We start from the raw sequence: 24,827 nt of genomic DNA, 5'->3' as shown, positions 1-24,827 counted from the left end.
CGGGCGTCAGCTGCGCCGGTCGCCGTAGCGGCGCCGGAACTTCTCGACCCGGCCCTGGGTGTCCATGACCCGCTGGTTGCCGGTCCAGAACGGGTGCGAGTAGGCGGTCACGTCGACCGTGATCAGCGGGTAGGTGTTGCCGTCCTCCCACTCGATGCGGGCCTCGGACGTCGCGGTCGACCGGGTGAGGAAGCTCTTGCCGGTGGTGCGGTCCTGGAACACCACGTGCCGGTACTCGGGGTGGATGTCGGGTTTCACTGATTGCCTCCCAGTTCGGATTCGGCGGGTTCTGCGCACGGTTCGGTTCGCCAGTCGGCGAACGGGTCGGGGTACTGCGCCCACGCCTGCTGGCCGGCGGCGAGCTCGTCGTCGGTGAGCACCGCGTCGCGCAGCGCTCGTGCGATCTCGTGCGGATCGGCTTCGTGGGCGATGACGACGAGCTCGTTCATCCGGTCGCCGTAGTAGTCGTCCCAGGTCAGCGAGGCCCTCAGCCGCCGGTCGTCGGACAGGCCGTCCCAGTCGTCCACGGTCGCCAGCCAGGGTCCGGCGTGGGCGATCGCCAGTCCCCCGCCCGCGGATTCCAGCCACAGCGCATCGTCGGGCTGGCTGGCCACCCAGAACCGGCCGCGGGTGCGCACGACGCCATCCAGCAGCAGGTCGATCGCTTCGTGCAGCCGCTTCGGGTGGAACGGGCGGCGCTCCTCGAACAGCACCGTGGCCACACCGGCATCGGTGTCCAGCGACGGCTGTCCGCGCAGCAGCCGACCGTGCGGGCCGTCGACCTCACCGCGCCGGGACTCGCCGGGGACCCGTGCGAGCAGCTCGGACACGTCCAGATCGTCGAGGTGCGCGAGCGGCGCTGAGGGGGTGAGCCGGGCGAGGACGGCCTCGGTGCGGACCCGCTGCCAGCGGTCCTCGGCGGCACCGGCGAGCACGACGGCGTCGGCGAACTCCGCCTGCCCGACCGCCACCTGCGCCACGGTTCGCTCGTCGTCGGTGCTGCCGCCCAGGCCGCGCTCGGCGAGCTCCTGCTCACCGGAGGCGTCCGGTAGCCAGGTCAAGAGGTCGACGGTGGCCAGCACGCCTTCGACGGTGACGTCGGTGAGCAGCGGGCGCCCGTCGACCTCGACGTGGCGCAGCGCCCAGCAGATCGCCTCGGGCTCCAGCGCCGGGTCGAGGCGGACGACGATCCGGCTGACATCGGGGGCTGCGGAGAGCCTGCGCAGCAGCGGCAGCAGGTCCTCGCGCAGGGTGCAGGAGACGCAGCCGTGCGCGAGTTCGAGGACGTGGCTCTCGACGTGGTCGCCGTGCCTGATCTCCCGGCGCACGACTCCCTCGGCGACCGAGCGCAGGTCGGCGTGCACCAGCGCGGTGCCGGACGGGTCGCGCAGCCGCGCGGCGTCGGCCACCTCGGCGACCTGGGGTTCGCGGAGACCGGCCACCAGCAGCAGCGGCGTCCGCTCGGACGGATCGGTGAACATCCCCACCTCAATCGACAACGGTTTTCATCTTCGCTGTCGACACGCTACCCTGAACGGGCCCTACATGAAAATGGATGTCGTTATCGAGAGGAAGGTCATGTCCGTCCGCTGCCAAGTGACCGGCAAGGAACCCGGTTACGGCAACCAGGTCTCGCACTCCCATCGCAGAACCCGCCGCCGCTGGCTGCCGAACGTGCAGCGCAAGCGCTACTGGCTGCCGGCCGAGAACCGGTGGATCCGGCTGCGGGTCTCGACCAAGGGGATGAAGACGATCGAGAAGCGCGGCATCGACGCCGTGGTCGCCGACATGCGCGCACGAGGGGAACGCTTCTGATGGCCAAGAGCACCGACACCCGCCCGGTGATCAAGCTCCGCTCCACCGCCGGGACCGGCTTCACCTACGTCACCACCAAGAACCGCCGCAACAACCCCGACCGCATGCGCCTCCGCAAGTTCGACCCGGTGGCCCGCAAGCACGTCGAATTCAGAGAAGAACGCTGATCAACCGCAGGCGAGAGCCGCATGCGGCTTTCGCGCCGGTAAGACCGAGAAGAGGTGTGCATGGCCAAGAAGTCGAAGATCGCTCGCAACGTGCAGCGCAAGGAGGTCGTCGCCCGGTACGCCGAGCGGCGGTCGGAGCTGAAGCGGACCATCGCCTCGCCCGACACCGAGCCGGACGCGCGGGTCGAGGCCCAGCGGGAGCTGCAGCGGCAGCCGAGGGACGCCAGCAGGGTCCGGTTGCGCAACCGGGACGCGGTCGACGGACGTCCGCGCGGCTACGTCCGCAAGTTCGGGCTCTCCCGGGTGCGCCTGCGCGAGATGGCGCACAACGGCGAGCTCCCCGGCGTGACGAAGTCGAGCTGGTGATCGGAGTGCGCCGACCTTTCGAACGCCGCGCGAAGCCGAACCTCCTCCAGCGCGAGGGCGTCGTGGAAGTGGACTGGAAGGACGTGACGCTGCTGCGCAAGTTCATCTCCGACCGCGGGAAGATCCGCTCCCGCCGGGTCACCGGGCTGACCTCGCAGGAGCAGCGCGACGTCGCGAAGGCGATCAAGAACGCCCGCGAGATGGCGCTGCTGCCCTATCACCACAAATAGGGCGTTCCGGTCGATCACCGTGCGATACCGGTCACCCTGAGCCCGGGTGACCGGTATCGCCGGTGCAGCATTGACCGCGATGAAGACCCCTGGACACACCCCCAACCTGACCGATTCCGCCCCCGCCGCCGGGCTCTACGACGTGATCAACCGACGTCGGGACGTCCGCGGCGAGTTCTCCGGAGCGGAACTGCCCGAGCCGGTGCTGCGCCGGGTGCTCACCGCCGCCCACACGGCTCCCAGCGTGGGGCTCTCCCAGCCGTGGGACTTCATCCTGGTGCGCGACGCGGGCACCCGCCGCGCGTTCCGCGAGCACGTGCTGGCCGAGCGCAGCGTGTTCGCCAGCAAGCTGGAGGGCGAGCGCGCCGAGACCTTCAGCAAGATCAAGGTCGAGGGCATCGTGGAGTCCACCCTGGGCGTCGCCGTCACCTACGACCCGAACCGGGGCGCCCCCGAGGTGCTGGGCAGGCACGCCATCGCCGACGCCGGGCTGTACTCGGTGTGCCTGGCGATCCAGAACCTGTGGCTGGCCGCGACCGCCGAAGGCCTCGGGGTCGGCTGGGTCAGCTTCTACCGCGAGGAGTTCCTGCGCAGGCTGCTCGGTGTTCCCAGCGAGGTCAGGCCGGTGGCATGGTTGTGCCTGGGGCCCGTTCGCGAGCTCGCCGACACACCGGACCTGGAGCGGCACGGCTGGCGGCAGCGGATGCCGTTGGAGGACGTCCTCCACTACGAAGCGTACGGACGCGGTCGCAACCGGTAGCCTCGGAAAGGCCGCTCAGCCGAGCGGCCACGATGACGTGCTCACGACGAGGTCGCGGTGCAGTTGGAGGATCAACCGCTGGTCGGCCACATCCCGGCCCAGGATCGCCTGGTGAGGCACCTGCTCGACACGGGCGCCTTCGCCGGGGCCGACGCTGCCTTCGACGAGCTGCTCGCCGGTGGTTCGAACTACGTCGACGCCCGCTGGGTGCGCTCCGCCGTGCTGGTGCACCGCGCGATGCTGGCCTGGCGGCTCGGCCGCATCCCCCTCGCGCTGGAGCTGATCACCGAGGGCTGGACGGAGCTCGACACCCAGCCGCCGAGCGGCGGATCCGCCGCGCACACCGTGAGCATGCTGGGATTCCTGCTGGAGGGGATCGGGCGGCGCGGCCCGGCGATGGACCTGATGTCGCTGGCCGTGCAGATCGCCCGGGACTCCGGTGACCAGGAAGCGTTGGCGCACTGCCAGCTCCGCGAGGGGATCTCGCGGGTGTTCCGGGCCGCGAACCAGCCCGAGCAGGCGTCGCACCAGTTCGCCGCGGCCCGCGAGCTCTGCGAGGAGGCGCAGTCGCTGACCAAGCTGGGCGGCGTCAAGCGCACCGCCCTTGCCTGCCTGGCACGGTCGCTGGCGGGAATGGACGACTTGGAGGCGGCCGAACGCATCGCGCAGGAGTCGCTGGCCCTCGGCAACGACACTCCCGAGTACTACGGCGCCGCTATGGCGAACTGGGTGCTGGCGGTGATCCGGCGTGCGCAGGACGTCTTGACCGAGGCCCGCACGTTCGCCGCCCGCGCGTTGGAGAGCGCGGAGACCATCCAGGAGTCGTTCCTGATGATGCGCTTCTCCCGCGAGCTCGCCGAGATCTGCAGGCAGCTGGGCGATCCGGTCGGCGAGGCAGCAGCCCTGAGGCGAGCGGTCTCCGCCGCGGTGGCCGCCGTGGACATCCTCAAGGAGGGCCTCGGCCAGGCCTTGGAGCAGCGCAGGGTCGCCACCCAGGCGCAGCGGATGGCGATGGCCGCCCGCGAAGCCGCGCTGCGCGACCCGCTGACCGGACTGGCGAACCGGCTGGGCCTGGAACGCATGGCCCCGGTCCTGCTGGAGCGCACCGCCTCCGCCGGCCGCATCCCGTGGCTGGTCCTGCTCGACGTGGACTACTTCAAGGACGTCAACGACTTCGCCGGGCACACCGCGGGCGACGTGGTCCTCCAGGAGATCGCGAACCTGCTGCGCCGCGAATGCCGCGCGGGCGACCTGCTGTGCAGGTGGGCGGGCGACGAGTTCGTGGTCCTCCTGGTCGACGCCGCAGAGGACTCCCGCGAAGCCGGCCCTCGCGTCGCCGAACGCATCCGCTCCGCCGTCAACGCCCACGACTGGCGCCTGGTCCTGGGAAGACTGGAGAAGAAGCCCACCGTCAGCATCGGCGTCTCAGCAGGCCACCACGACCTCGACCAGCTCTTCGCCGCCGCAGACATAGGCCTGTACAAGGCCAAACGCGCAGGCAGGAACCGAGTCGAAACCGGCGAAGAAGACGAAGACCCGGACTGAGCACCACGTGCCCAACCCGAACAACCGTCCGGGTACTCTCCGATCAGGCCCCCGTAGCTCAGGGGATAGAGCACGGCTCTCCTAAAGCCGGTGTCGCAGGTTCGAATCCTGCCGGGGGCGCTTCCTTCTTGGCCATGGGGAACCTGTCCTGACCTGGCCACATCCTGGCCAGGACCGCTTCGTGCGTCAGTCACTGCAGCTCGTGTCTGCCGGGTCGGCCGATGGTTACGTGCAATGCGCGTGCGCGCGGATCAGCCTGCACCTGAGGAGTCACAGGGTCAGCGGAGAGCAGATTCCCGTTGCCCACTACAACTCCTTGATCGCAGCGCGGCAGGTCGACCGCGCAGACCGGATGGGCCCGGCGTGCTTAGCGCTTGTCCTTCTTGTCGCCCTCATCCCGATGTTGGGCCAGCTTCCGGTCGAGTCCTTCTCCGACATCGCGCCGGGACTGGCTGCGGCCGAGCTTCCGAATAACGAGGTACCACCCACCGAGCAAGAGGATGGTCACCACGAACGCGATCGACCGTGCACTTTCACGATCCCAGCCGTAGGAATCCGCGAGCGACAGGACGCTGAACAGCGGAGCAAGTGCTGTCACTAGGGCCCCTAGGACAACAACGCTCACGCGCACCGATTTGGGCACTGTCCACCTTCCGGAGGGAAAGGGCGTATTGCCGACTTCACCTGCGAACCATCCGCCCACCGCAGGGCCCCCTGCAGACGAGACGATCGGTCCGAACCCTCCGAGCGCGTCGAGAGGCATCGGCCGCTTTGGTACTGCAACGAGCGTTGGCTTGGGGCCTACGGCGAGTCTGGAGTAGTTGTCCATGCCAGCACCTGCGTGCTCGCCCTTTCCGCAGTCGTTGAGCCAGCGCCTCGTCGGGCGCGGCATCAATCGATTCCACACCATGTGGTCAGCGCATGTGGTCACTTCGGTGTTGTGAACGCGGACCACCGCGCGCAAGCCCAGCTTCGCGAGCATGTCACTCGCCGGCGAATGGGCCGTCGGTGCGGAATGCGTGTTGGGCGAAGCGTGCCGATCAGCTCGACGGTCGGGGCGCAGCACCGGCAAGCGGGTGCTCGAATTCTTCTGCGGACCCGTAAAGGGCTCCTCATCACTCACACGTGGCTCGTTTCTCGGCCGCCAGCACCGGGCACCGCGTGGACCAGCGGCTTCGCGGAGCCAGGGACAGGTTGGTCCTGGTAAGGGGCGACGGCCCGGAAGACCCTGTTCGTGAGAGCTCGACGTGACGAGGAGGGCAGTGATGAGCGAACGAACGACGGGGGCGACCGACAGCGCGGGCACCCCGCGGACCGTTGTCGTCACCGGAGGCAACAGCGGTCTCGGATATGCGTGCGCGCAGGTGATCCTCGGTTCCGGCGATGGGCCGTGGCACGTCGTGATCGCGTCCCGCGACGCAGCCCGCGCGCAGGCGGCCGTCGACGCGCTGGCCGCCGATGCCGCGGCGGGCAACTCGGTGGAGGCGATGGCGCTGGATCTGGCCTCACTGGCTTCGGTCCGATCCTTCGGAACCGAGCTGACGGGGCGGCTGAGAGCGGGCGAGCTGCCGGTGCTGCACGCCGTGGTCTGCAACGCGGGCGTGCAGATGGGGGCGAACGACGCGAGGACCGCTGATGGGTTCGAGTCCACGTTCGGGGTCAACCACCTGGGACACTTCGCCCTCGTCAACGAGCTGCTGCCGGCGCTGAAGGCACCTGCCCGCGTTGTCGTGGTCTCCAGCGACACCCACGACCCCGGGCCGAGAGGGCTGGCCCCCGCTTGGAACGACCCGCCTGCCCTCGCTCGCGGCGAGCTCGGGCAGGCGGCCGCGAAGGACAACGCCCTGACGCGGGGGCAGCGTCGCTACTGCACCTCGAAGCTGGCGAACATCTACTTCACCTACGCACTGGCCCGCAGGCTCCCCGAAGGCGTCACCGCCAACGCGTTCAACCCGGGGATGATGCTGGACACCGCGCTGGGACGCTCGATGCCCGCTCCGGTCCGGTTCGCGCTCGAACACGTCCTGCCCCGGTTCACCTGGCTCTTGCGCAGGGTCCTGACGGACAACATCCACACCGCCGAGGAGTCGGGCCGCGCGCTCGCTTGGGTCACCACCGCGCCCGAACTGGCAGGCACGACGGGCCGGTACTTCGACGGGCGCCGCGACGTTCGCTCGTCCGAGGAGTCGTACGACGCCGCACGCGCGGAGCAGCTCTGGGACGACAGCCTCGTCCTGACCGGCACCACCACCGCTCCCTGACGCAGCAGGAGGACGACGTGCAAGACCTCATGACCACTACCGCAGTGCCGACGTTCTCCGTGGCCGAGCGCGACCGCCGATGGGCTCTCGCCCGCGCACTCATGGAGCGCGAGGGCCTGGACGGGCTGGTCGTCTTCGGTGAGCACGAGGACGCAGGCCCGGCGTCGGTCGCCTACGACAGGTGGTTCACCAACGGCAGGGCGGGCACGACTGTCATCTTCCCCAGGACCGGCGAACCTGTCGTGCTCCTTCCTTCCGCGCAATACACCATGGATCACCTGGAGTCCTCGCGACGCGGCGACTCGGTGTGGATCCCACCTGAGAACCTGCGCGGATCCCGTGACTCAGGCGCCCTTTCGCGCGCTCTCGACGAGTTGGGGCTCGCCGAGAGCACCATCGGCGTCGTCGGGTTGGGGCCCCAGGTGCCGTGGCACCCGGAAGGTCTTGTCCCCTACCGACTCTGGAACAGCGTGCTGACGAACTTCCCGAAGGCGCAGTTCACCTCCGTGGACGTGGCGCTGGGCCTGCTGGTCAGCCGATTGAGCTCGGAGGAGATCGACGTCGTGCGCTACGCGGCGGACGTCGGCGACTCCATGGTGCGGGCCATGGTCGAGACGGCGGCACCAGGCGTCGGCGAGCACGAGGTGTTCGCAGCGGGCATGGCGGAGGGCTACCGGCGCGGCACGATCCCGCCCGCGATGCACTTCTGGTCCGGCGCAGACCCGGTGGCGACCGGCTGGCCCGCCTGGGGTTATCGCCCGCAGGCGCCTCGAGTACTCCAGGACGGCGACATCATCTACGCCGAAGTGTTCTCGCAGTGCGGCGGGCGAGAGGCTCAGAACCAGGTCACGATCGCCGTCGGCGACGTGCACGACGACTTCTACCGAGCCGGGGACGTCGCCCGCGCGGCGTACGACGCCGGCCTCGAGGAGTTGCGTCCCGGCCGCACGTGGGGCGAGGTCGTCGAGGCGGTGCACGCACCTCTCGACGCGGGCGGCGGTTCGATGTTCCTGATCGCGCTCCACTCGCTCAACCCGGGTCTGGTGGTGGGCCGTGGCCGCGGGGACATCGGCGCGCTTCCGGGCGCGCAGGCGTATCCGCCGGTGACTGATCACCCGGCTCTCATGCCCGACATGGAGCTCGCGCCAGGGATGAGCTTCGTCCTCGAACCGCAGTACGCCTTCGGACGCCACCTCGTCCACGTCGGCGGAACCGTGATCGTCACCGACGACGAACCCCTCGAGCTCAATCCGTACACGGCGCGGATCCTCCCGGCGCGAGGGACGGCCCGGCCCGTTCGGGAGCCCGCGGGCTGACGGCGCCCTGGCGCAGGATCCGGACACGTGCGGCGGACGGCCGTGGTGCGTCTGGGGTTTGGATACGCTCGGGGCATGACCACTGGGGAACATTTAGAAATGGCTGGTCAGCGGCGTGTTCTTGCCGGTTGGGGCAGGGCGGCTGGGACCGTTGCCGATGTTGTGGACGCGACTGACGTAGACGCCGTCGCTGAGGCCGTGCGGCGTGCGGGGGCGCGTGGCGTGATCGCTCGGGGGTTGGGCCGGTCTTACGGCGACCCGGCGCAGAACGCCGGGGGCTTGGTCGTGGACATGACCGCGCTGAACCGGATTCACCGGATCGATCAGCAGGACGCGGTCGTCGAGGTCGATGCCGGGGTGAGCCTGGACCAGCTGATGCGGGCCGTGCTGCCTCAGGGTCTCTGGGTGCCCGTGCTGCCCGGGACCCGGCAGGTGACCGTCGGCGGGGCGATCGCCAACGACATCCACGGCAAGAACCACCACAGCGCGGGCAGCTTCGGCAACCACGTGCTGTCGATGGATCTGCTCATGGCCAGCGGTGAAATCCGGACGCTGACCCCGGACGGTCCTGATGCGCAGCTGTTCTGGGCGACCGTCGGCGGGATCGGGTTGACCGGCGTCATCGTCCGCGCCCGGATGCGGTTGAAGCGGACCGAAAGCGCCTACTTCCTCGCCGATTACGACCGCACGCGCGATCTCGACGAGACGATGGAGCTGCTCACCGACGGTTCCGACGAGGCTTACGAGTACTCCGCGGCCGTTCCCGACACCATTTCCACGGGCAGCGGTCTCGGCAGGGCCACGTTCTCCCGCGGTTCGCTGGCGCGTCTGGAAGACCTGCCGCCGAAGCTGCGGCGCGATCCGCTGCGGCTCGACGCTCCGCAGCTGGCCACCTTGCCGGACGTCTTCCCGAACGGGATGGTCAACCGGCTGACCTCGCGGGTGGCCGGCGAGGTCGCGCACCGCATGTTCCCGAAGCACGCACGCGGCAAGATCGCGAACATCTCGCAGTTCCTGCACCCGCTGGACGTCCTCGGCGAGTGGAACCGGGCCTACGGACGAACCGGCGGTTTCCTCCAGTACCAGTTCTCCGTCCCCTACGGCGCCGAGCAGCAGATGGCGGATCTCGTGCGCACCATCGCGCACTCCGGGCACCGATCCTTCTTGAACGTCTTCAAGCGCATGGGCGAAGCCAGCCGGGCGCCTCTGTCGTGGCCGCACCCCGGTTACATGCTCAGCCTGGACTTCCCCATCAAGAACGGGCTGGACACGTTCTGCCGCCGGCTCGACGACATGGTGCTGGCCGCGGGCGGACGGTTGTACTTCGCGAAGGACTCGCGGACCACGCCGGAGATGATCCGGCAGATGTACCCCCGGCTCGACGAGTGGCGTCAGATCCGCGATTCCGCTGATCCTGACGGCATCTTCGCCTCCGACCTGTCCCGCCGCCTGGGCATCACCGCGGACTGACGAGCGGGCCACCAACCCCGGAAGAGGATTCGCGGGGTTGGTGGCCGGGACTACTTCGGGGCGATGCGGAGGATTCCGCTGACCGTGCCCTGGTAGAGGACGCGGTCCTGGGTGATCGTGCCGACCATCTGGAGGGTGTCGGCGAAGAAGCCGAAACCGGTCGGGTGCGAGTTGACCACCGCGCCGGTGTTCGGGTCGATCGCGACGTAGCGGAAGCCGCCCAGCCGGGTGCGCTCGCTGGTGTAGATGAGGCCGTCGCCGGCGAACCTCGGCACGGCTGCCGAGCGGACCTCGTTGGTCCAGCTGATGTCGCAGCCGTCGTCGCGGACGTCGACCTTGCTCATGCCGCCGGTGAACGGTGCCCACGCGGGGTCGCTGCTGCCCGCGCCCTCCGGCGTCGCCGGGTACGGGTAGCCGTAGGTGTTGGCGACGAACACGCTGCCGCCGACACCGATCGGCGAGTTCTCGGTGCCGTCGCTGACCGGGATCGAGCAGACCAGCGCGCCGCTCCCGGTCTTGTAGACGATCAGGTTCTCCTTCTCGGCCGCGTTGTCGGTGATGGCCAGGTACTCGGTGCCGGTGCGCGGACCGAAGAAGGTCGGGGTCGCGCCGGAGCCCCAGCTCAGCTGGCCCGGCTTGCGCGCGGGACCGCGGTCGTAGGGCTGGCGCCAGACCACGCGCGGAGCGTCCGTGCCGTCGAGCAGGTACTGCGCGTGGCTGGTGGTGACGGCGACGCCTTCCGGCGCGGTCGAGATGCTGTTGTCCACCCGCTCGCCCTCGGGCAGGCGCGTGGTGGCGACGGCACCCGTGCGCGGGTCGACGAAGCCGACCACCGCGTCACCCGTCGCGAACCACACGCGTCCCGCGAAGTCGGGCATCAGCGAGGTCACGCTGTCGCAGTGCGCGGAACCGCAGTGCTCCGAGACGACGTGGTCGAGCGGGGTGCGGTGCTCGACGAAGAGTCGCCAGGCCCCGTCCTCGCCGTTGCGGTCGTGCGCGATGCGCAGCAGGTCACCGTTGCCGTCGACCGCCACCATCCGGTCCCGCTCGTCGAGGTAGGCGTAGACGCCGCCGAGCAGCGATCCCTTCGGCAGGTCCAGCGACGCCACCGGCTCACCGGTCGCCGGGTCCAGCAAGAACGCCACCGGAGCCCGGCCGACGATCTTGGTGCACAACGCCTGCGGGAACCCGTCCCCGCCCTGCAGGACCGTGGGGCAGGCGGCGCCGAGCGGAATCCGGCGGCTCTCGACCGGACCGGTGCCCGGCCCGGCGAACGGCGTGGTGTCCGAGGACGCGCTGTCACCGTGCATCGTGGACAGACCGTTGGACCCGAGGGCGGGGTTCTGCGGCGGCGCGGGGGAAGCGGACGCCGGAACGGCCAGCACCGATCCGAGGAAGGCGGCTGCGGCGACGACACGAAGTGATCGGAAGAGCACGTACTGGACGGTAACCGAATCCCTTCGCCCGCCCAAAGGAATCTCACATGGTGCTACCGGGCGCGACGAAGGACCGCGGTGGTCAGGCTTCCCCGGCCGAGCTCCGGAACGCCGCGAGGACGATGTCATCCACGACGTGGGCCACGTAGTCGTCATCGATGGGTTGCCTGCGGATCATCTTGAGGGTCAGCGGGGAGGAGACAATCTCCTCGAAGAGACCCCGATCCACCGGGGCAGGAAGTTCCCCGCGCGCAACGGCTCGGCTGATGACCCGTTCCGGGAGCCGAGCGCCGCTCGGGGTCGTGCGCTCCAGCTCCTCGGCGATGCCGGCGTCATCGGGCCTGGCCTGCGTCACGCCGAGGGCCAAGCGGCCGTCGAAGCCGTTGAGCAGCGTGGCGAGCCTGCTCGCGTGCGCGATGAGGTCGCCGCGGAGGGAATCCGCCTCAGCGATCTCCGGGTAGCGCGGGACGTGATCGTTCAACGCCGCGACCAGCAGGTCGTGCTTGTCCTGCCAGCGGCGGTAGATGGTCGTCTTCGCCGTTCCCGCCTTGGCCGCGACACCCTCGATCGAGAACCCGGCGTAGCCGCGCTCAGCGAGCAGTTCGCGCGTCGCGGCGAGGATCGCCTGGTCCCGACCTGGGTCTCGTGGTCGTCCTGCCGTAAAAGTCCTTCCCAATTTCGCAGGTATTTGCACGTCACCCGGGTGAACGTCAAATACTTAAGAAATTGGGGACCACCTGGCGCACGGGCTGGACCGCTCCGAGTGTGCGAAGCCACCTCGGTGGCCGCGGAGCGCGGTGTCGTGCTTGCGCGCGCAGAACTGCGGCTGCCCGGCGAGGCAGAACTCGCAGCGCATGCACGAACCGGCGATCGCCCCGACCCCGACGTGATCGCCGACCGCGATCTGCGAGGTGTCGACGGCGTCCCCGGCAGCTTCCCACGACATCGACCGCCTCGTGGCCTGCCACCAGTGGATACGTGCTGATCCCGGCCTCGTTGCCGATCATCATGACGTCGGTGTGGCAGACCCCGCGGTGCGTGACGCGGACATCCACCTCCTCCGGGCCCAGCGGCTCGGAGTCGTAGGAGTACGACCTGAGCTCACCACCTGGCCGGTCCACCGCGAACGCTTCGACCCGCGCGCCGCCCTCCGATTTCGATACGCTTCCGTCGCGTATCGAAATGTGCCAGCAGTTAACCCGGTTCGCCAGGCTCGAACCCCTCAGACCGACGGGGTCGCCGGGTAGCGGGTGAGTCGGCGCAGCGCGTCCGCGACGTTCTCCCGGTGTTCCTGGAGGGCTTCGGCAGGAACGCCATCGGGCGTTGCCCTGGCCACCAGGTGGTCGGTGGCCTCGCGCAAGACCGCGCTCGTCGCCGCAGCTTGCATGCGAACTTCGAGGGTGTCGGCGGGCATGCCCATGCGCTCGGCGAGCACCTCCGCGAACGCGGGCTCGGCGCGCTCGCGCAGCACCAGGTAGAGGGCGCGCAGCGCGGGCTCGTCGTGGGTCATGCGGATGACGGCCAGGACGGCTTCGATGTCCTCACCCGCGTCGAGCACCGGCGTGTAGGCGGCGCGCAGGTGCTCGGGGAGTTCGAGCTCCGGAGGCCAGGTGCGCAGCACCGACTGGAAGGCGTCGATGGACTTCGACAGCAGCGGCTCCACGCAGCTCTCCTTGCTGCGGAACCAGCGCCACAGGGTGCGCTCGGAGATCCCGGCCGCGCGGGCGATCTGCTCTCCGGAAGTCCCGGCCACGCCGTGCGCCCGGAACAACCGCACGGCCTGACGGGAGATGTCGAGGCGCTGCTGCTGCCGCTGCTCGTCGCTGGCCGGCGGGCGGCCGCGGCGGGGCCGTTCAACCACTGAGACCTCCCTCAGCTAGGCCGGGATCGTGTTGACACATCGTAATCCGGGAAACATTATTGTCAGTGACTGCCAATTAAGTCTCCCGAGGAGAGCTATGAGTTCTGTCGCCGAGCGACCGCAGCTGCCCTTCGAAAGGCCGAACGTGCTCGACCTCGCCCCGCTGTACGAGGTGCTGCGCCGGGAGGCACCGGTCGCGCCGGTCACCACCCCGGCAGGCGACCCCGCATGGCTGGTCACGCGGTTCGAGGAAGTCCGGACGTTGTTGGGCGACAAGCGCTTCGGCCGCTCCCACCCCGAGCCGGAGCGGGCGTCGCGCGTCTCCACGGCCGCGGTGCAGAACGGTCCGACGGGCAACTATGAGACCGAGGAAGCCGACCACGCGCGGATGCGCCGCCTGCTGACTCCCGCGTTCTCGGCCAAGCGGATGCGCATGCTCACCGACCACGTGCAGGAGCTGGTGGACGGCTACATCGACCAGCTGATCGCCGCGCACGACGCCGGCGACACCGCCGACCTGCACTCGAACCTGGCCTTCCCGCTGCCGGTCGCGGTCATCTGCCAGCTGCTCGGCGTGCCGGAGAGCGACCGCGAGCACTTCCACTCGCTCTCCGAGCGGATGGCGACGCTGTCCACCGACGACGATCCGCTCCAGGCGCGCGAGGAGTTCAACTCCTACATGGTCGGGCTCACCGACATCAAGCGCGATGCCCTGGGCGAAGACGTGCTCTCGGATCTCGTGCGCGCTCAGGAGGAGGACGCGGATTACGACCACGACGAGATGATCCGGCTGTGCGTCGGACTGCTGTTCGCCGGCCACGAGACGACGGTCAACCGGATCGGACTCGGCGTGCTGTTCCTGCTCGCCCAGCCCGAGCGCTGGAAGGCGCTGACCGAGGACCCCGACGGCCGGGTCAACCGCACGGTCGAGGAGATCATGCGGCTGGGCGCCCCTGGCGATCTCGGGCTGCTGCGCTACGCGCACACCGACGTCGAGATCGCGGACGTGACGATCCGGCGCGGCGAAGCCGTCATCCTGTCGGTCAACTCGGCCAACCGCGATGAAACCGCTTACACCGACGCGGAATCCTTCGATCCCGACCGCGAGGAGCGCACCCACCTGGGCTTCGGGCACGGCGCGCACTTCTGCATCGGCGCCAGCCTCGCGCGCACCGAGCTGCGGATCGTGTTCAACACGCTCGCCAAGCGCCTCCCCGGGCTCGGCCTGAGCAAGGACATGGACGAGCTGGAGGTCCGCCCGACCATCACCGGCGGCGTCACCTCCCTGCCGGTGACCTGGTAAACGCCCTTCAGCGGTGGCGGTTCCGGCGGGAACCGCCACCGCTGCACCGTCACCGGCAGTCGGTGTTCTCCTCGGGCAGTTGCCCACCGACCAGGAAGTCGGTCGTGGTGTTGAACGCGCACGCGTTGTCGCCCAGCAGGTAGACGCCGTGGCCGCTGCCTTCGACGCTGACCAGGCGCGACCGGTCGCCGAACTTCTCGTCGAGGATCTCGGCGTTGCGATGCGGGGTCACCGGGTCGCGGCGGTTCTGCAGCACCAGGACGTTCGCCGGCCCCTGGTCGTCGATGGCGACCGGCGGTTCCGCCGGGTCTCCCCAGAACGCGCACGGGAAGATGTTCGCGCTCGCAGCGCCGTACATCGGGTAGCGCTCGCGGTCTTCGGCGACGGCGCGCTGGTAGGTGCCCACGTCCGAGGGCCAGTCCACGTCGTTGCAGGTCACTCCGAGGAACACCGACCACAGGTTGTCCGTGTCAGGGGCGGGGGCCGCCGCCGGCTGCGGCGCCTCCCCCTCCCCCTGCACCGACTGCCAGGTCTGCGCGGTCGACCCGTACGACACCTCCGCGTACAGGCCGGCGAACGTGGCCAGCCGGAAGACGCGTCCGTCGACGCCGTTCACCGGAGCCGCATCGAGGCGTTCCGCCGTCCGGAAGTAGGTCTCGCGCACCTCTTCCGGCGTGCGCCCCAGGCCGTAGACGTCGTGCCGCGCGGCCACCCACTTCGCGAAGTCCGGGAAGGTCTGCTCGAAGCCGAGGGCGTACCGGCGCAGCGCGTCGCGGTCGAGGTGGGTGTCGGCGAGGTTGCTGTCGACCACGATGCGGTCGGAGCGCTCGGGGAACATCGACGCGTAGGCCGAGCCGAGCGCCGAGCCGTAGGAGTAGCCGAGGTAGCTCGTCTTCTCCTCCCCCAGCGCCGCCCGGACGCTGTCCAGGTCGCGGGCCATGTTCGCGGTCGAGAGGTGCCGGAACCGCCCGTCGTCGTGCGCGGCGCACTGCTCGGCGATCCGCTTCGCGGACTCGGCCTGCTCGGCGACCGCGGCTTCGTCGACCGCGTAGGGCGGGATGTTGCCGAGGTAGTCCTGATCAGGGGTGAATCCGCAGCTCACCGGCGACGAGTGCCCGATGCCCCTGGTGTCCATGCCGATCACGTCGTAGCTGTCGAGGACGCTGGTGGGCATCCCGCGCGAGGCCAGGAAGTCCGGGAACGCCAGGCCGGATCCGCCCGGCCCGCCGGGGTTGAGCATCAGCACGCCCCGGCGCTTGGCCGGGTTCTTGCTGGCCAGCCGCGACACCATGAGCTCGATCTGCTCTCCGCCGGGATCGCTGTAGTTCAGCGGCACGGGGATCGTGGCGCACTCCAGCGCCACCGTTTCGGTCTTCACGTCCGCCGGGCACGGACCCCACGCGGGTCCCGGCTGCTGTGCCGTGGCGGTCGGTGCGACCACCGAGCTCGCCAGTCCGAGCATCGCGGCCACGACCGCTGCACGCCTTCGCTTCATCGTTCCCCATCTCTCCACCACCAAGGACGGAAGAATTCGAGCGCATGCCGTTGGGGCATGGTCAAGCCGCTTGACCGTGCCCCCAGGGCACGGTGTGCACTGGTGCGTGATGAGTTGGAGCACGCGTGAGCTGGCGGAGCTGGCCGGGACAACGGTGAAGACCGTTCGCCACTACCACGAGATCGGACTCCTGGAGGAGCCCGATCGGGCGGCGAACGGCTACAAGCGCTACCGCATCAAGCACTTGATCCGGCTGCTGCGGATCCGCAGGCTCACCGATCTGGGTGTGGCGCTGTCGGACGTCCCGGCGATCGAGTCCTCCGAGGAGTCCGCGGAGGAGACGCTGCGCTCGCTGGACGCCGAGCTGAAGGTGAGCATCGAGCGGCAGCAGCAGATGCGCGACGAGATCAAGCTGATCCTGGAGCACCGCAGCCGCCCGGACCTCCCGCAGGGCTACGACGGGGACGTGTCCGGGATGACGGAGATGGACCGAACCTGGATGATGCTCTACTCGCAGGTCTTCGACGACGACGCCCAGGCGTTGCTGCGCGAGTCGTCCGAGGACGAGAGATCCGACGCGCAGCGGGAGTTCGAGGCGCTGCCCGCTGACGCCGACGAGGAGACGCGGCAGCGGCTCGCGGAGGCCTACGCACCCCTGGTGCGCAGCCAGTTCGAGGCCGTTCCAGCCCTGGAGGACCTCGCGACGAGCGACGTTCCCGCCAACTCGGTCATCCTCCACGCGGTGGTGGAGCTCTACAACCCCGCTCAGCTGGACGTCCTGCAGCGCCTCAACGCCCTCCTGCAGATCTCGCCGCGCGACCAGGCCGGGGACGCGCCGGAGGGCTGACCGCCCGCAGGCGTCGGCCCGAGAACCGCAGCATTCACCCGAATCCTGCGGTGTCCCGAGTGCTGGTCGGTGCTACTCGCCCTTGGGCCGGCTGTCGAGGATCGCCGCTTCGTCCGGGGTCGGGGCGGTGCCGCCGAGGTGGGCGGGGAGCCACCAGCGCTCGTCCTCGGTGGCGGGCTTCTCGGGGTAGTCGGCCTGCAGGTCGTTCAGGATCGCCGACATGCGGGTGCGGAGGTCCTCGGTGAGCGCCTCCGGATCGTCCTGCTGCGTGGGCCAGAACGGCTCGCCCGCGTGGATGTGGATCGGCAGGTGCCGCTTGGTGAGCGTGCGCGGCTTGCCCTTCGTCCACAGCCGGTGCGTTCCCCACAGCGCCATGGGCACGACGGGGACTCCGGCTTCCGCCGCCATCCGGACCGCGCCGGACTTGATGGGCTTGACGGTGAACGACCGGCTGATGGTCGCCTCGGGGAACACGCCGACGACCTCGCCCGCGCGCAGCCTGCGCACGGCTTCGTCGTAAGAATCGCGGCCCGCCTCGCGGTCCACCGGGATGTGGTGCATCCCGCGCATCAGCGGCCCGGCGATCTTGTTGTCGAAGACCTCCTTCTTGGCCATGAAGCGCACCAGCCGCTTGGCGGGGTCGGCGCCGAGACCGCAGAAGATGAAGTCGAGGTAGCTGACGTGGTTGCAGGCGATCACCGCGCCTCCGGTGCGCGGGATGTGCTCTGTGCCTGTCACACGCAGCCGGTTGTCCAGCACGCGGAACATGGCCTTCGCCGCCAAGATGACGGGCGGATAGACGATTTCAGCCATTTGAGCAGGTTACGCAACCGTAGGTTGGCGCGGTGCACCCGTGCGTCAACAGTCACATTTCCCGAGGTCCCAGCACCGCTGGTCCATCAGTGCGCACACCGCCCGCTCAAGATCCTCTATTCGGGTACGGCCCCAGAATTCAGCCCCGCAGCACGGTGCTTCACGAGACCCTGCAAGGACTTGATCTTTCTGGACGAGTTCCGACGCCGGAGGCACCCACCATGATCGACAGGACTCAGACGAGCGATCGACCGAGCAGGCGGATCTTCACCGGCCTCGCGATCGCCGCAGGAGGCGGCGTGATCGCACTGCTCGTCGAGTACTTCGTGATCCAGGGATGGCTAGCCCCGGAGCCCGCGATCCAGTGGAAGAGCAACAACGCCCCCAAACCGGTCAACAGCGTCTCCGCTGAGGGCAAGGTCGAACACGTCGACGGGTGGCTCACCGTGACCGGGAATCTGACGGACAACGGCCACGACAACAAGGGAGTGCTGCTCATCTTCTCCACGAGAGGAGGCGACGGTGGCCGCGTGGCCAACACCGACGGCGCGAACCAGTCGGTCACCATCGACAAGGGCTATCCGGACACGGTCCCGAACATCGCCGTCCAGGAGTGCCTGACCCACCAGAAGAGGGCCATGGACGTGCTGGAATGCAGCGACCCGCTGGTGATCTGGCCCAAGCCCTAGCGCTCGCCGTAGATGGTTTCGCAGGGGATGCCGTCGGAGTCGTCGTCCATGTCCGAGGGCGACCCGAGCGAGTACCAGTAGCCGGTGACGTCGATGAACGACATACCTCGGGCTTGCAAGGTCGCGCAGTCGTGCGTACCGCCCTGAGTGGCCGACGAAACGTTCTTCTCGCCGTAGATGGTTTCGCAGGGGATGCCGTCGGAGTCGTCGTCCATGTCCGAGGGCGACCCGAGCCCGTACCAGTACTGGACGACCTGGTTGAAGTCCATGCCGGATCGCTGCAGGTCTTCGCAGTCGTGGGTGTTGTGCGCCTGGGCCGGCTGCGGCCTCCGGGGAGGTTCGGTCGAGGACGCGGGTGGTGGTGGTGCCGGCGGTGGCTGCTGCGGGGCGCCGGGCGGCACGATGTTGATGGTGCACCCGCCTGCGAAGGCCGCGAGCAGCACCGCGCCACCGAAGCTCCGAGCCTGCCGCCGTTCCACGAAAACCAGGATGAGCAGTTGCTGCGCCGCCCACCACGGGACAAAGCCCCTGGCCCTTCGGCCCTGCACATCGAGTGAGCTGCATCGCAGAGAGATTCCCTGAGCTTGCGATGACTCTTACCTGGATATATCTTCCTACGAAGAAACAGTTCAGGAAGAAAAATTCCGGACAGACACTTCGCACCGGCCGCAGAGGTCGCCCAGACCACTCAGAGGGGGGGTGGGCACGGCGTCGGTGCCGGCATGGGGATGCCTGGCACCGACGCCGTGTGGCGTGTCAGGGCCTGTCATCGCGTCACCGCTCACCGACCCGCGAGGTAAGTGCGGAACTCCTCCGGCGGGATCGGCCTCGAGAAGTAGAAGCCCTGGTAGGCATCGACCGACACGGCGCGCAGCAGCTGGTGCTGCGTGGCCGTCTCCACTCCCTCCGCGATGCACATCCGGCCCAGCGTGCGGCTGAGCTCGGTCATGACGCGGGCGATGCCGAGGTCGTCGGGGTCGGTCCCGACGCCGGAGACGAACATCCGGTCCAGCTTGATGATCTGGGCGGGCAGGTCCTTGAGCAGCGCCAGCGACGAGTAGCCCGTGCCGAAGTCGTCGACCGCGAACTGCACGCCGTCGGCGACCAGCTCGTTCATCTCCTGCAGCTGCTGGGGTTCGAGGCGCGCGAACACGGTTTCCACCATCTCCAGGACCAGATCGCCCGGCTCGGCCCCGGTTTCGCGGATCATTGCGCGCACGGAGTCGGCGAAGCCCGGCACCTCGGGCCGCAAGCCGGTCAGGTTCACCGACACCTTCACCCTCCCGCCGTCGGGACGCCGCCAGGACACCGCCTCTCGCAGCGCGGTGCGCAGGACGCAGGCGTCGAGCTCGACGAGCACGTCCCCGCGCGACGCGATTTCGAGCACCACGTCAGGAGTGAGCGGGCCGAGGTCGGGGTGGTTCCAGCGCAGCAGCGCCTCGGCGATCACGACCTGCCCCTCGTTGTCGACGACCGGCTGGTAGTGCAGCTCGATCTCGCCGCGGGCGAGGGTGTCGTGCAGGTGCTGCTCCAGCACGAGCTGGTCGGGGTCGGTCCCGGAGCGGACCTGTCCGCGCACCCGGGCGTCGAGCATCGCCGACTCGGCGGAGCGCAGCAGTTCCACCACATCGGCGTCCTGGTCCTCGACCGCCTTGACGCCGACCGCCGCTGAGACGTGAACCTGCCTGCGCCGCAGCGGAACGGTCATCCGGAACAGCCCGGAGACGTGCTCGGTGAGCGATTCGAGGTCGCGATCGCCTTCGACGTCCGTGCAGAGGATCACGAACTCGTCGCCGTAGAAGCGAGCGGCTTCGCAGCGCTCCGGGAGCTCGTCGAGCAGTCGCCGCGCGACCGCGGACAGCAGTTCGTCGCCCGCCTCGTGCCCGAGGGCGTCGTTGACCCGCTTGAAGTTGTGCAGGTCGCAGAACAGCACCGCGAGGCTCCCGGGCCCCATCACCGGCAGCAGCTCGGTGAGCCGTTCCCGGAAACCGCGCCGGTTGAGCAACCCGGTCAGCTCGTCGTGGGTCGCCTCGTGGCGCAGCGTCACGGCACGGGCGAGCTGTTCGGTGATGTCGTGGACGGTGATCATCCAGCTGCGGTCGCCGTCATCGCTCACCGACGCCGCGCTGTCCACCTGGCAGGACACCGGCGAACCGTCGGACCGCGCGAGCACCCGGTGCGGGACGAGCAGCGCACCGGTCGAGCGAGTGCCCCCGGTGACCAGCCCGCCTCCGGCGTCGCCGGGAGCGAGGACATCGACGTCGCGACGTCCCACCAGCTCGCTGACCCGGTATCCGAGCAGGTCGCACAGAGCCCCGTTGGCGTCGAGGAACCGCCCGTCGTCGTCGAGCAGCCCGATCGCCGACGGCGCCAGCTCGAACAGGTCGGCCATCCTGCGCTTGGTCCGCTCGACGCGGGCGGCGGTCTCGCTCTCGTTGCGCACCACCTTGATGAACCCGTCGAGCTCACCGTCAGGAGTGCGCTGCACGGCGATCACCACGTGCGCCCAGTACCGGCTGCCGTCCTTCCTGACTCGCCAGCCCCGGTCTATGAAGAACCCGTTGTCGGCCGCCTGCTGCAGCTCCCAGTCCGGGTAGCCCACGGCGACCTGCTCAGGCGGGTAGAACAGCGAGAAGTGGCGTCCGATGACCTCGGGGGACTCGTAGCCGCCGAGCCGGGCGGCCCCCGGGTTCCAACTGGCGACGTACCCCTCCGCGTCGAGGGCGAAGATCGCGTAGTCCCTCATGTCCTCGGCGGCGAGGATCTTCTGCGCACCCGCCTGCACCGCCCAGGGTTCGCTCTCGTTGTGGTCCATGGCCGACCCCGTCCCTAGCGTGCCCGCAACGTAAGACCAGGTAGGCGGTCCCAGCAAGCCAAGCAGCGAAAACGGCGGATCGGCCTCCGCACGCGGACGCCTACGCGGTCGGGACGGAGGCCTGGATGGCAGGGGTGAGCCAGCGGCGGAGGAACGCGCGGAGATCGTCACCGCTCCGGCCGGGCAGCGGGTCGTTGACGAACGACAGCAGCACGCGCAGCAGGAATTCGAGCAGTTCGGTGAACTCCTCGCCGGAGAGCCCCAGTTCGTCCCAGTCGACCTCGGTGCGCGAGAAGGCGACCCGGCAGGCGTCGAAGGCGCGCACCGAGGTGGCGCCGCGCGAGAAGGCGTCCGGCCTGCCCAGGTCGAGGAAGAGCCCGAGGTAGGGGTCCTGGGGGACCTGCTCGATGGAGTAGGCCATGGCTTCGACGATGACGTCCGCAGGATCGCGGCGGCCGACGAGCTGCGCGACCAGCCGTTCCAGGAAGCTGTTGAGCGCGGCGTAGCCGACCGCGATGAACAGCTCTTCGGTGCTCGGGAAGTAGCGGTAGACGGTCTGGCGGATGACTCCCAGCTCGCCCGCCACGTCCGAGAGGCTCGTCTTGCCCGGACCGTGCCGGTCGATGCACCGCATCGCCGCATCGATGATGCGGGCCTTGGCCTCCTCGCCGTCACGCGGCGGCGCACCGTTCCACGCCGGTCGTTTCATGACTCGAGTATGGCCGAGCGGACCTGCGACGCTGCCCATTGCCTCCTGACAATCATACATCTACGGTATGTCTGTATGACGCGCTTCGGCAAGCCGAACGTGATCAACCCCGCGATCCGCGAGGAGGCAACGGTGCCTGACCCAACGATCCCGGCCGGACTCGACTTCTCCGACCCTGGGCTGTGGGCCCAGCGGACCCCGGTCGACGAGTTCAACTCACTGCGCAGGACAGCGCCCGTCTGGTGGAACGCGCAGACCGACGGCATGGACGCGCCCTACGACGACGGCGGGTTCTGGGTCGTCACCAGGCACGCGGACATCCGGGAGATCTCCCGCGACGCGAAGCTCTACTCCTCCGAGGCCAACGGCGCGATCATCCGCTTCCCCGGCTACACCACGCCGGAGGCGTTCGAGGCGATCCGCACGATGCTGGTCAACATGGACCCGCCGAAGCACACCAAGATCCGCTCGATCATCAACAAGGGCTTCACCCCGCGCGCGGTGGAGAGCCTGCGCGCCGCGCTGACCGAACGCGCCCAGGACATCGTGACCGAGGCCCGCGAGCAGGGCGGAGGTGACTTCGTCGAGCAGGTCGCCTGCGAGCTCCCGCTGCAGGCCATCGCCGAGCTGCTCGGCGTGCCGCAGGACGACCGCAAGAACCTCTTCGACTGGTCCAACCAGATGCTCAACTTCGACGACCCGGAGTTCGGCGACCCGGTGGCCGCGGCCGCCGAAGTGCTCGGCTACGCGATGACCATGGCCGAGGAGAAGCGCGCCTGCCCGATGGACGACATCGTGTCCAAGCTGGTCGCGGCCGACGTCGACGGCCAGTCCCTGAGCTCCGACGAGTTCGGGTTCTTCGTGATCCTGCTGGCGGTCGCGGGCAACGAGACCACCCGCAACGCCACGACGCACGGCATGAAGGCCTTCGTGGACAACCCCGACCAGTGGGAGATCTACCGGGAGCGGCGTCCCGCCACGGCTCCCGACGAGATCGTCCGGTGGGCCACCCCGGTGACCTCGTTCCAGCGCACCGCCACCGAGGACGTCGAGATCAGCGGCCAGCTCATCCGCGAGGGCGAGCGGATCGGGCTGTTCTACAGCTCGGCGAACTTCGACGAGGACGTCTTCTCCGACCCGTTCCGCTTCGACGTCTTGCGAGACCCCAACCCGCACTTGGGATTCGGCGGCACCGGAGCGCACTACTGCGTGGGCGCGAACCTCGCCAGGCTGCAGCTGGACCTGATCTTCAACGCCATCGCCGACGTGCTGCCGAACCTGCGGCAGGTCGCCGAGCCCGAACGGCTGCGATCCAGCTTCATCAACGGCATCAAGCACTGGCAAGTCAGCTACGAGTAGAAGGATTCCGCATGGCAATCGTGAAGTCGCAGCCGGCCGCGGAAGACGGGCGGCGGCGTCTCTCCCTGAGCAATCCGGTGGACCGCCATCACGTCGGTGACCTGGAGGTCAGCACCAAGGCCGAGGTCGACGCAGCGATCGAGCGCGCCCGCAAGGCCCAGGACGAGTGGGCGGCGCGACCGGTCTCCGAGCGCGCCCGGATCCTGCGCAACGCGGTCGACGTGCTGGTGCGGCGGCGCGACGAGATCGTCGAGCAGGTTCGCGCCGAGACGGGCAAGCCCCGCGCCGAAGCGCTGACGATCGAGGTCGTCCCGGCCTGCGACTTCGTCAACTTCTGGTGCAAGCGCGCGCCGAAGTCGCTGCGCGACGAGAAGCGCAGGCTGCACGGCTACCTGCTGCCGATGAAGAAGCTGCGCATCAAGTACCAGCCCCTGGGCGTCGTCGGCGTGATCACGCCGTGGAACGCGCCGTTCGTGCTGTCGCTGAACCCCGTCGTGCAGGCGCTGCTGGCGGGGAACTCGGTGGTGCTCAAGCCTTCCGAGGTCACCCCGCGTTCCGGTGAGCTCGCGGTGAAGGTGCTGCACGAAGCTGGTGTGCCGACCGACGTGCTGCAGTGCGTGCACGGCGACGGCGAGACCGGTGCGGCGCTGGTGGACGGGGCTGTTGACAAGATCTCCTTCACCGGCAGCGTCAAGACCGGCCGCGCGATCGCCTCGGCCTGCGCGAAGAAGCTCACGCCCTACACCCTGGAGCTCGGCGGCAAGGACGCGATGATCGTCTGCGACGACGCCGACCTGGAGCGCGCCGCTTCGGGGGCCGCGTACCTGTCGATGTTCAACTCCGGCCAGGTGTGCCTGAGCGTCGAGCGGATCTACGTCGTGGAGTCGGTGGCCGACGAGTTCGTCCGGTTGCTGCAGGAGAAGGTCTCGAAGCTGCGCTACGGCTCCGAGGACGGCGACGTGGGCCCGCTGTTCTTCGACGGCCAGATGGACGTCGTCAGCAGCCACCTGGAGGACGCGAAGGCCAAGGGAGCCCAGGTGCTGGTCGGCGGGTCCCGCGCGGACGGCGAGGGCCTGTTCTTCCAGCCCACGGTGGTCGTCAACGCCACCCACGAGATGGAGCTGATGACCGAGGAGACCTTCGGCCCGGTCGCCACGGTGATGCGGGTCCGCGACGAGGACGAAGCGATCCGGCGCGCCAACGACTGCCAGTACGGGCTGGGCGGAAGCGTTTTCACGAAGGACGCGGCGAAAGCCGAACGCATCGGCGGACAGCTCAAGACCGGTTCGGTCGTGCACAACGACGCCGCGGTCATCTACGGCGTCCCGGAAGCACCCTTCGGCGGGCGCAAGGACAGCGGTATCGGGCAGGTCAACGGCCCGGACTCGCTGCGCGGTTTCACCCACGCGCAGCCGATCCTGCTCACTCGCGGGAAGTCGAACAACGAGAGCGTCTGGTACCCCTACACCGACAAGACGATCCGCAACGTCGACGGCCTGATCCAGTACGGATTCGGCAACAAGTTCATCCGCAAGCTGCTGTCCTGAGGCACCCCTGCGCGATCACCGCC

General features: G+C 69.1%; 26 protein-coding genes, 1 tRNA gene and 1 pseudogene. 15 read left to right on the top strand and 13 right to left on the bottom strand.

Annotated elements, in window-relative coordinates; genetic code table 11:
- Window positions 1–6: 6 nt before the first annotated feature.
- Window positions 7–258, bottom strand: coding sequence for a type B 50S ribosomal protein L31 (locus tag FHU35_RS28015; protein ID WP_145745210.1), 252 nt, complete (start codon window positions 256–258; stop codon window positions 7–9).
- Window positions 255–1,499: a ribosome hibernation factor-recruiting GTPase MRF gene (gene mrf, locus FHU35_RS28010; RefSeq protein WP_342788587.1), complete on the bottom strand. Its 1,245-nt coding sequence runs from the start codon at window positions 1,497–1,499 to the stop codon at window positions 255–257. Before mrf ends, FHU35_RS28015 begins: the two co-directional genes overlap by 4 nt.
- A gap of 79 nt (window positions 1,500–1,578) precedes the next feature.
- Between mrf and rpmB the strand changes: the two genes are divergently transcribed.
- The 7 genes from rpmB to FHU35_RS27975 all read left to right on the top strand — a co-directional run bounded on the left by rpmB (window position 1,579) and on the right by FHU35_RS27975 (window position 5,003).
- Window positions 1,579–1,815 (top strand): 50S ribosomal protein L28, encoded by a 237-nt coding sequence (rpmB, locus tag FHU35_RS28005; RefSeq protein ID WP_145745208.1) that lies wholly within the window; start codon window positions 1,579–1,581, stop codon window positions 1,813–1,815.
- The gene (rpmG, locus tag FHU35_RS28000; protein WP_145745206.1) at window positions 1,815–1,982 is read left to right on the top strand and encodes a 50S ribosomal protein L33; all 168 of its coding nucleotides are present in this window, start codon (window positions 1,815–1,817) and stop codon (window positions 1,980–1,982) included. Before rpmB ends, rpmG begins: the two co-directional genes overlap by 1 nt.
- Window positions 1,983–2,042: 60 nt before the next feature.
- Complete coding sequence (rpsN, locus tag FHU35_RS27995) at window positions 2,043–2,348, top strand: 30S ribosomal protein S14 (protein ID WP_145745204.1); 306 nt, start codon at window positions 2,043–2,045, stop codon at window positions 2,346–2,348.
- A 5-nt stretch (window positions 2,349–2,353) separates the two neighbouring features.
- Window positions 2,354–2,578: a 30S ribosomal protein S18 gene (rpsR, locus tag FHU35_RS27990; protein ID WP_246110620.1), complete on the top strand. Its 225-nt coding sequence runs from the start codon at window positions 2,354–2,356 to the stop codon at window positions 2,576–2,578.
- 79 nt (window positions 2,579–2,657) lie between these two features.
- Window positions 2,658–3,338 (top strand): 5,6-dimethylbenzimidazole synthase, encoded by a 681-nt coding sequence (gene bluB, locus FHU35_RS27985; RefSeq protein ID WP_145745201.1) that lies wholly within the window; start codon window positions 2,658–2,660, stop codon window positions 3,336–3,338.
- Window positions 3,339–3,395: 57 nt separating this feature from the next.
- Window positions 3,396–4,883 (top strand): GGDEF domain-containing protein, encoded by a 1,488-nt coding sequence (locus FHU35_RS27980; protein ID WP_246110619.1) that lies wholly within the window; start codon window positions 3,396–3,398, stop codon window positions 4,881–4,883.
- Window positions 4,884–4,930: 47 nt separating this feature from the next.
- Window positions 4,931–5,003: transfer RNA gene (locus FHU35_RS27975), tRNA-Arg, on the top strand.
- Window positions 5,004–5,250: 247 nt separating this feature from the next.
- Here the strand turns inward: FHU35_RS27975 and FHU35_RS27970 are convergent.
- Window positions 5,251–6,006: a hypothetical protein gene (locus FHU35_RS27970; protein ID WP_145745199.1), complete on the bottom strand. Its 756-nt coding sequence runs from the start codon at window positions 6,004–6,006 to the stop codon at window positions 5,251–5,253.
- 142 nt (window positions 6,007–6,148) lie between these two features.
- Here FHU35_RS27970 and FHU35_RS27965 point away from each other — a divergent pair, with 142 nt between their 5' ends.
- From FHU35_RS27965 to dprE1, 3 genes are all read left to right on the top strand, one after another.
- On the top strand, window positions 6,149–7,144 hold the full coding sequence (locus tag FHU35_RS27965; RefSeq protein ID WP_145745197.1) for an SDR family NAD(P)-dependent oxidoreductase: 996 nt from the start codon (window positions 6,149–6,151) through the stop codon (window positions 7,142–7,144).
- 29 nt (window positions 7,145–7,173) lie between these two features.
- Window positions 7,174–8,460 carry an aminopeptidase P family protein gene (locus FHU35_RS27960; RefSeq protein ID WP_145745195.1) on the top strand — a complete coding sequence of 429 codons (1,287 nt, stop codon included), beginning with the start codon at window positions 7,174–7,176 and terminating at the stop codon, window positions 8,458–8,460.
- Between the two features lie 99 nt (window positions 8,461–8,559).
- Window positions 8,560–9,930, top strand: coding sequence for a decaprenylphosphoryl-beta-D-ribose oxidase (gene dprE1 / locus FHU35_RS27955; protein WP_145745193.1), 1,371 nt, complete (start codon window positions 8,560–8,562; stop codon window positions 9,928–9,930).
- Between the two features lie 50 nt (window positions 9,931–9,980).
- Here the strand turns inward: dprE1 and FHU35_RS27950 are convergent, their stop codons facing one another.
- The 5 genes and pseudogenes from FHU35_RS27950 to FHU35_RS27935 form a co-directional block, all read right to left on the bottom strand.
- Window positions 9,981–11,366, bottom strand: a complete 1,386-nt coding sequence (locus FHU35_RS27950) for an NHL repeat-containing protein (RefSeq protein WP_145745191.1) — start codon at window positions 11,364–11,366, stop codon at window positions 9,981–9,983.
- A gap of 82 nt (window positions 11,367–11,448) precedes the next feature.
- The gene (locus FHU35_RS27945; protein WP_186459652.1) at window positions 11,449–12,042 is read right to left on the bottom strand and encodes a TetR/AcrR family transcriptional regulator; all 594 of its coding nucleotides are present in this window, start codon (window positions 12,040–12,042) and stop codon (window positions 11,449–11,451) included.
- 42 nt (window positions 12,043–12,084) lie between these two features.
- Window positions 12,085–12,312: an alcohol dehydrogenase catalytic domain-containing protein gene (locus FHU35_RS27940; RefSeq protein WP_281290276.1), complete on the bottom strand. Its 228-nt coding sequence runs from the start codon at window positions 12,310–12,312 to the stop codon at window positions 12,085–12,087.
- Between the two features lie 16 nt (window positions 12,313–12,328).
- A pseudogene (locus FHU35_RS30480) lies at window positions 12,329–12,421 on the bottom strand (hypothetical protein); the annotation flags it as partial.
- Window positions 12,422–12,588: 167 nt separating this feature from the next.
- Window positions 12,589–13,227 (bottom strand): TetR/AcrR family transcriptional regulator, encoded by a 639-nt coding sequence (locus tag FHU35_RS27935; RefSeq protein ID WP_145745186.1) that lies wholly within the window; start codon window positions 13,225–13,227, stop codon window positions 12,589–12,591.
- Window positions 13,228–13,324: 97 nt separating this feature from the next.
- Here FHU35_RS27935 and FHU35_RS27930 point away from each other — a divergent pair, with 97 nt between their 5' ends.
- A complete protein-coding gene (locus FHU35_RS27930) occupies window positions 13,325–14,530 on the top strand; it encodes a cytochrome P450 (protein WP_145745185.1) in 1,206 nt (401 codons plus the stop codon).
- Between the two features lie 49 nt (window positions 14,531–14,579).
- Here the strand turns inward: FHU35_RS27930 and FHU35_RS27925 are convergent, their stop codons facing one another.
- Window positions 14,580–16,025: an alpha/beta hydrolase gene (locus FHU35_RS27925; RefSeq protein WP_145745183.1), complete on the bottom strand. Its 1,446-nt coding sequence runs from the start codon at window positions 16,023–16,025 to the stop codon at window positions 14,580–14,582.
- Between the two features lie 109 nt (window positions 16,026–16,134).
- Between FHU35_RS27925 and FHU35_RS27920 the strand changes: the two genes are divergently transcribed.
- Entirely contained in the window at window positions 16,135–16,872 is a 738-nt protein-coding gene (locus tag FHU35_RS27920; protein WP_145745181.1) for a helix-turn-helix domain-containing protein, read from the top strand.
- A gap of 72 nt (window positions 16,873–16,944) precedes the next feature.
- Here the strand turns inward: FHU35_RS27920 and FHU35_RS27915 are convergent, their stop codons facing one another.
- Entirely contained in the window at window positions 16,945–17,685 is a 741-nt protein-coding gene (locus FHU35_RS27915) for a lysophospholipid acyltransferase family protein (RefSeq protein WP_145745179.1), read from the bottom strand.
- 221 nt (window positions 17,686–17,906) lie between these two features.
- Between FHU35_RS27915 and FHU35_RS27910 the strand changes: the two genes are divergently transcribed.
- Window positions 17,907–18,374 carry a hypothetical protein gene (locus FHU35_RS27910; RefSeq protein ID WP_145745177.1) on the top strand — a complete coding sequence of 156 codons (468 nt, stop codon included), beginning with the start codon at window positions 17,907–17,909 and terminating at the stop codon, window positions 18,372–18,374.
- Here the strand turns inward: FHU35_RS27910 and FHU35_RS27905 are convergent.
- From FHU35_RS27905 to FHU35_RS27895, 3 genes are all read right to left on the bottom strand, one after another.
- Window positions 18,371–18,853: a hypothetical protein gene (locus tag FHU35_RS27905; RefSeq protein WP_145745175.1), complete on the bottom strand. Its 483-nt coding sequence runs from the start codon at window positions 18,851–18,853 to the stop codon at window positions 18,371–18,373. The two genes, FHU35_RS27910 and FHU35_RS27905, sit on opposite strands and share 4 nt — an antisense overlap.
- Before the next feature lie 302 nt (window positions 18,854–19,155).
- Entirely contained in the window at window positions 19,156–21,189 is a 2,034-nt protein-coding gene (locus tag FHU35_RS27900; protein WP_145745173.1) for a putative bifunctional diguanylate cyclase/phosphodiesterase, read from the bottom strand.
- 100 nt (window positions 21,190–21,289) lie between these two features.
- Window positions 21,290–21,898 carry a TetR/AcrR family transcriptional regulator gene (locus FHU35_RS27895; RefSeq protein ID WP_145745169.1) on the bottom strand — a complete coding sequence of 203 codons (609 nt, stop codon included), beginning with the start codon at window positions 21,896–21,898 and terminating at the stop codon, window positions 21,290–21,292.
- 132 nt (window positions 21,899–22,030) lie between these two features.
- Here FHU35_RS27895 and FHU35_RS27890 point away from each other — a divergent pair, with 132 nt between their 5' ends.
- Both FHU35_RS27890 and FHU35_RS27885 read left to right on the top strand, forming a co-directional pair.
- Window positions 22,031–23,257 (top strand): cytochrome P450, encoded by a 1,227-nt coding sequence (locus FHU35_RS27890; protein WP_145745152.1) that lies wholly within the window; start codon window positions 22,031–22,033, stop codon window positions 23,255–23,257.
- Between the two features lie 11 nt (window positions 23,258–23,268).
- Window positions 23,269–24,804, top strand: coding sequence for an aldehyde dehydrogenase family protein (locus FHU35_RS27885; protein WP_145745150.1), 1,536 nt, complete (start codon window positions 23,269–23,271; stop codon window positions 24,802–24,804).
- The last annotated feature ends 23 nt before the right edge of the window (window positions 24,805–24,827 follow it).

Source organism: Saccharopolyspora dendranthemae, assembly GCF_007829955.1.
Classification (GTDB): domain Bacteria; phylum Actinomycetota; class Actinomycetes; order Mycobacteriales; family Pseudonocardiaceae; genus Saccharopolyspora; species Saccharopolyspora dendranthemae.
Note: the sequence above shows the minus strand (reverse complement) of the source record. Positions and strands in the feature narration are given on the sequence as shown.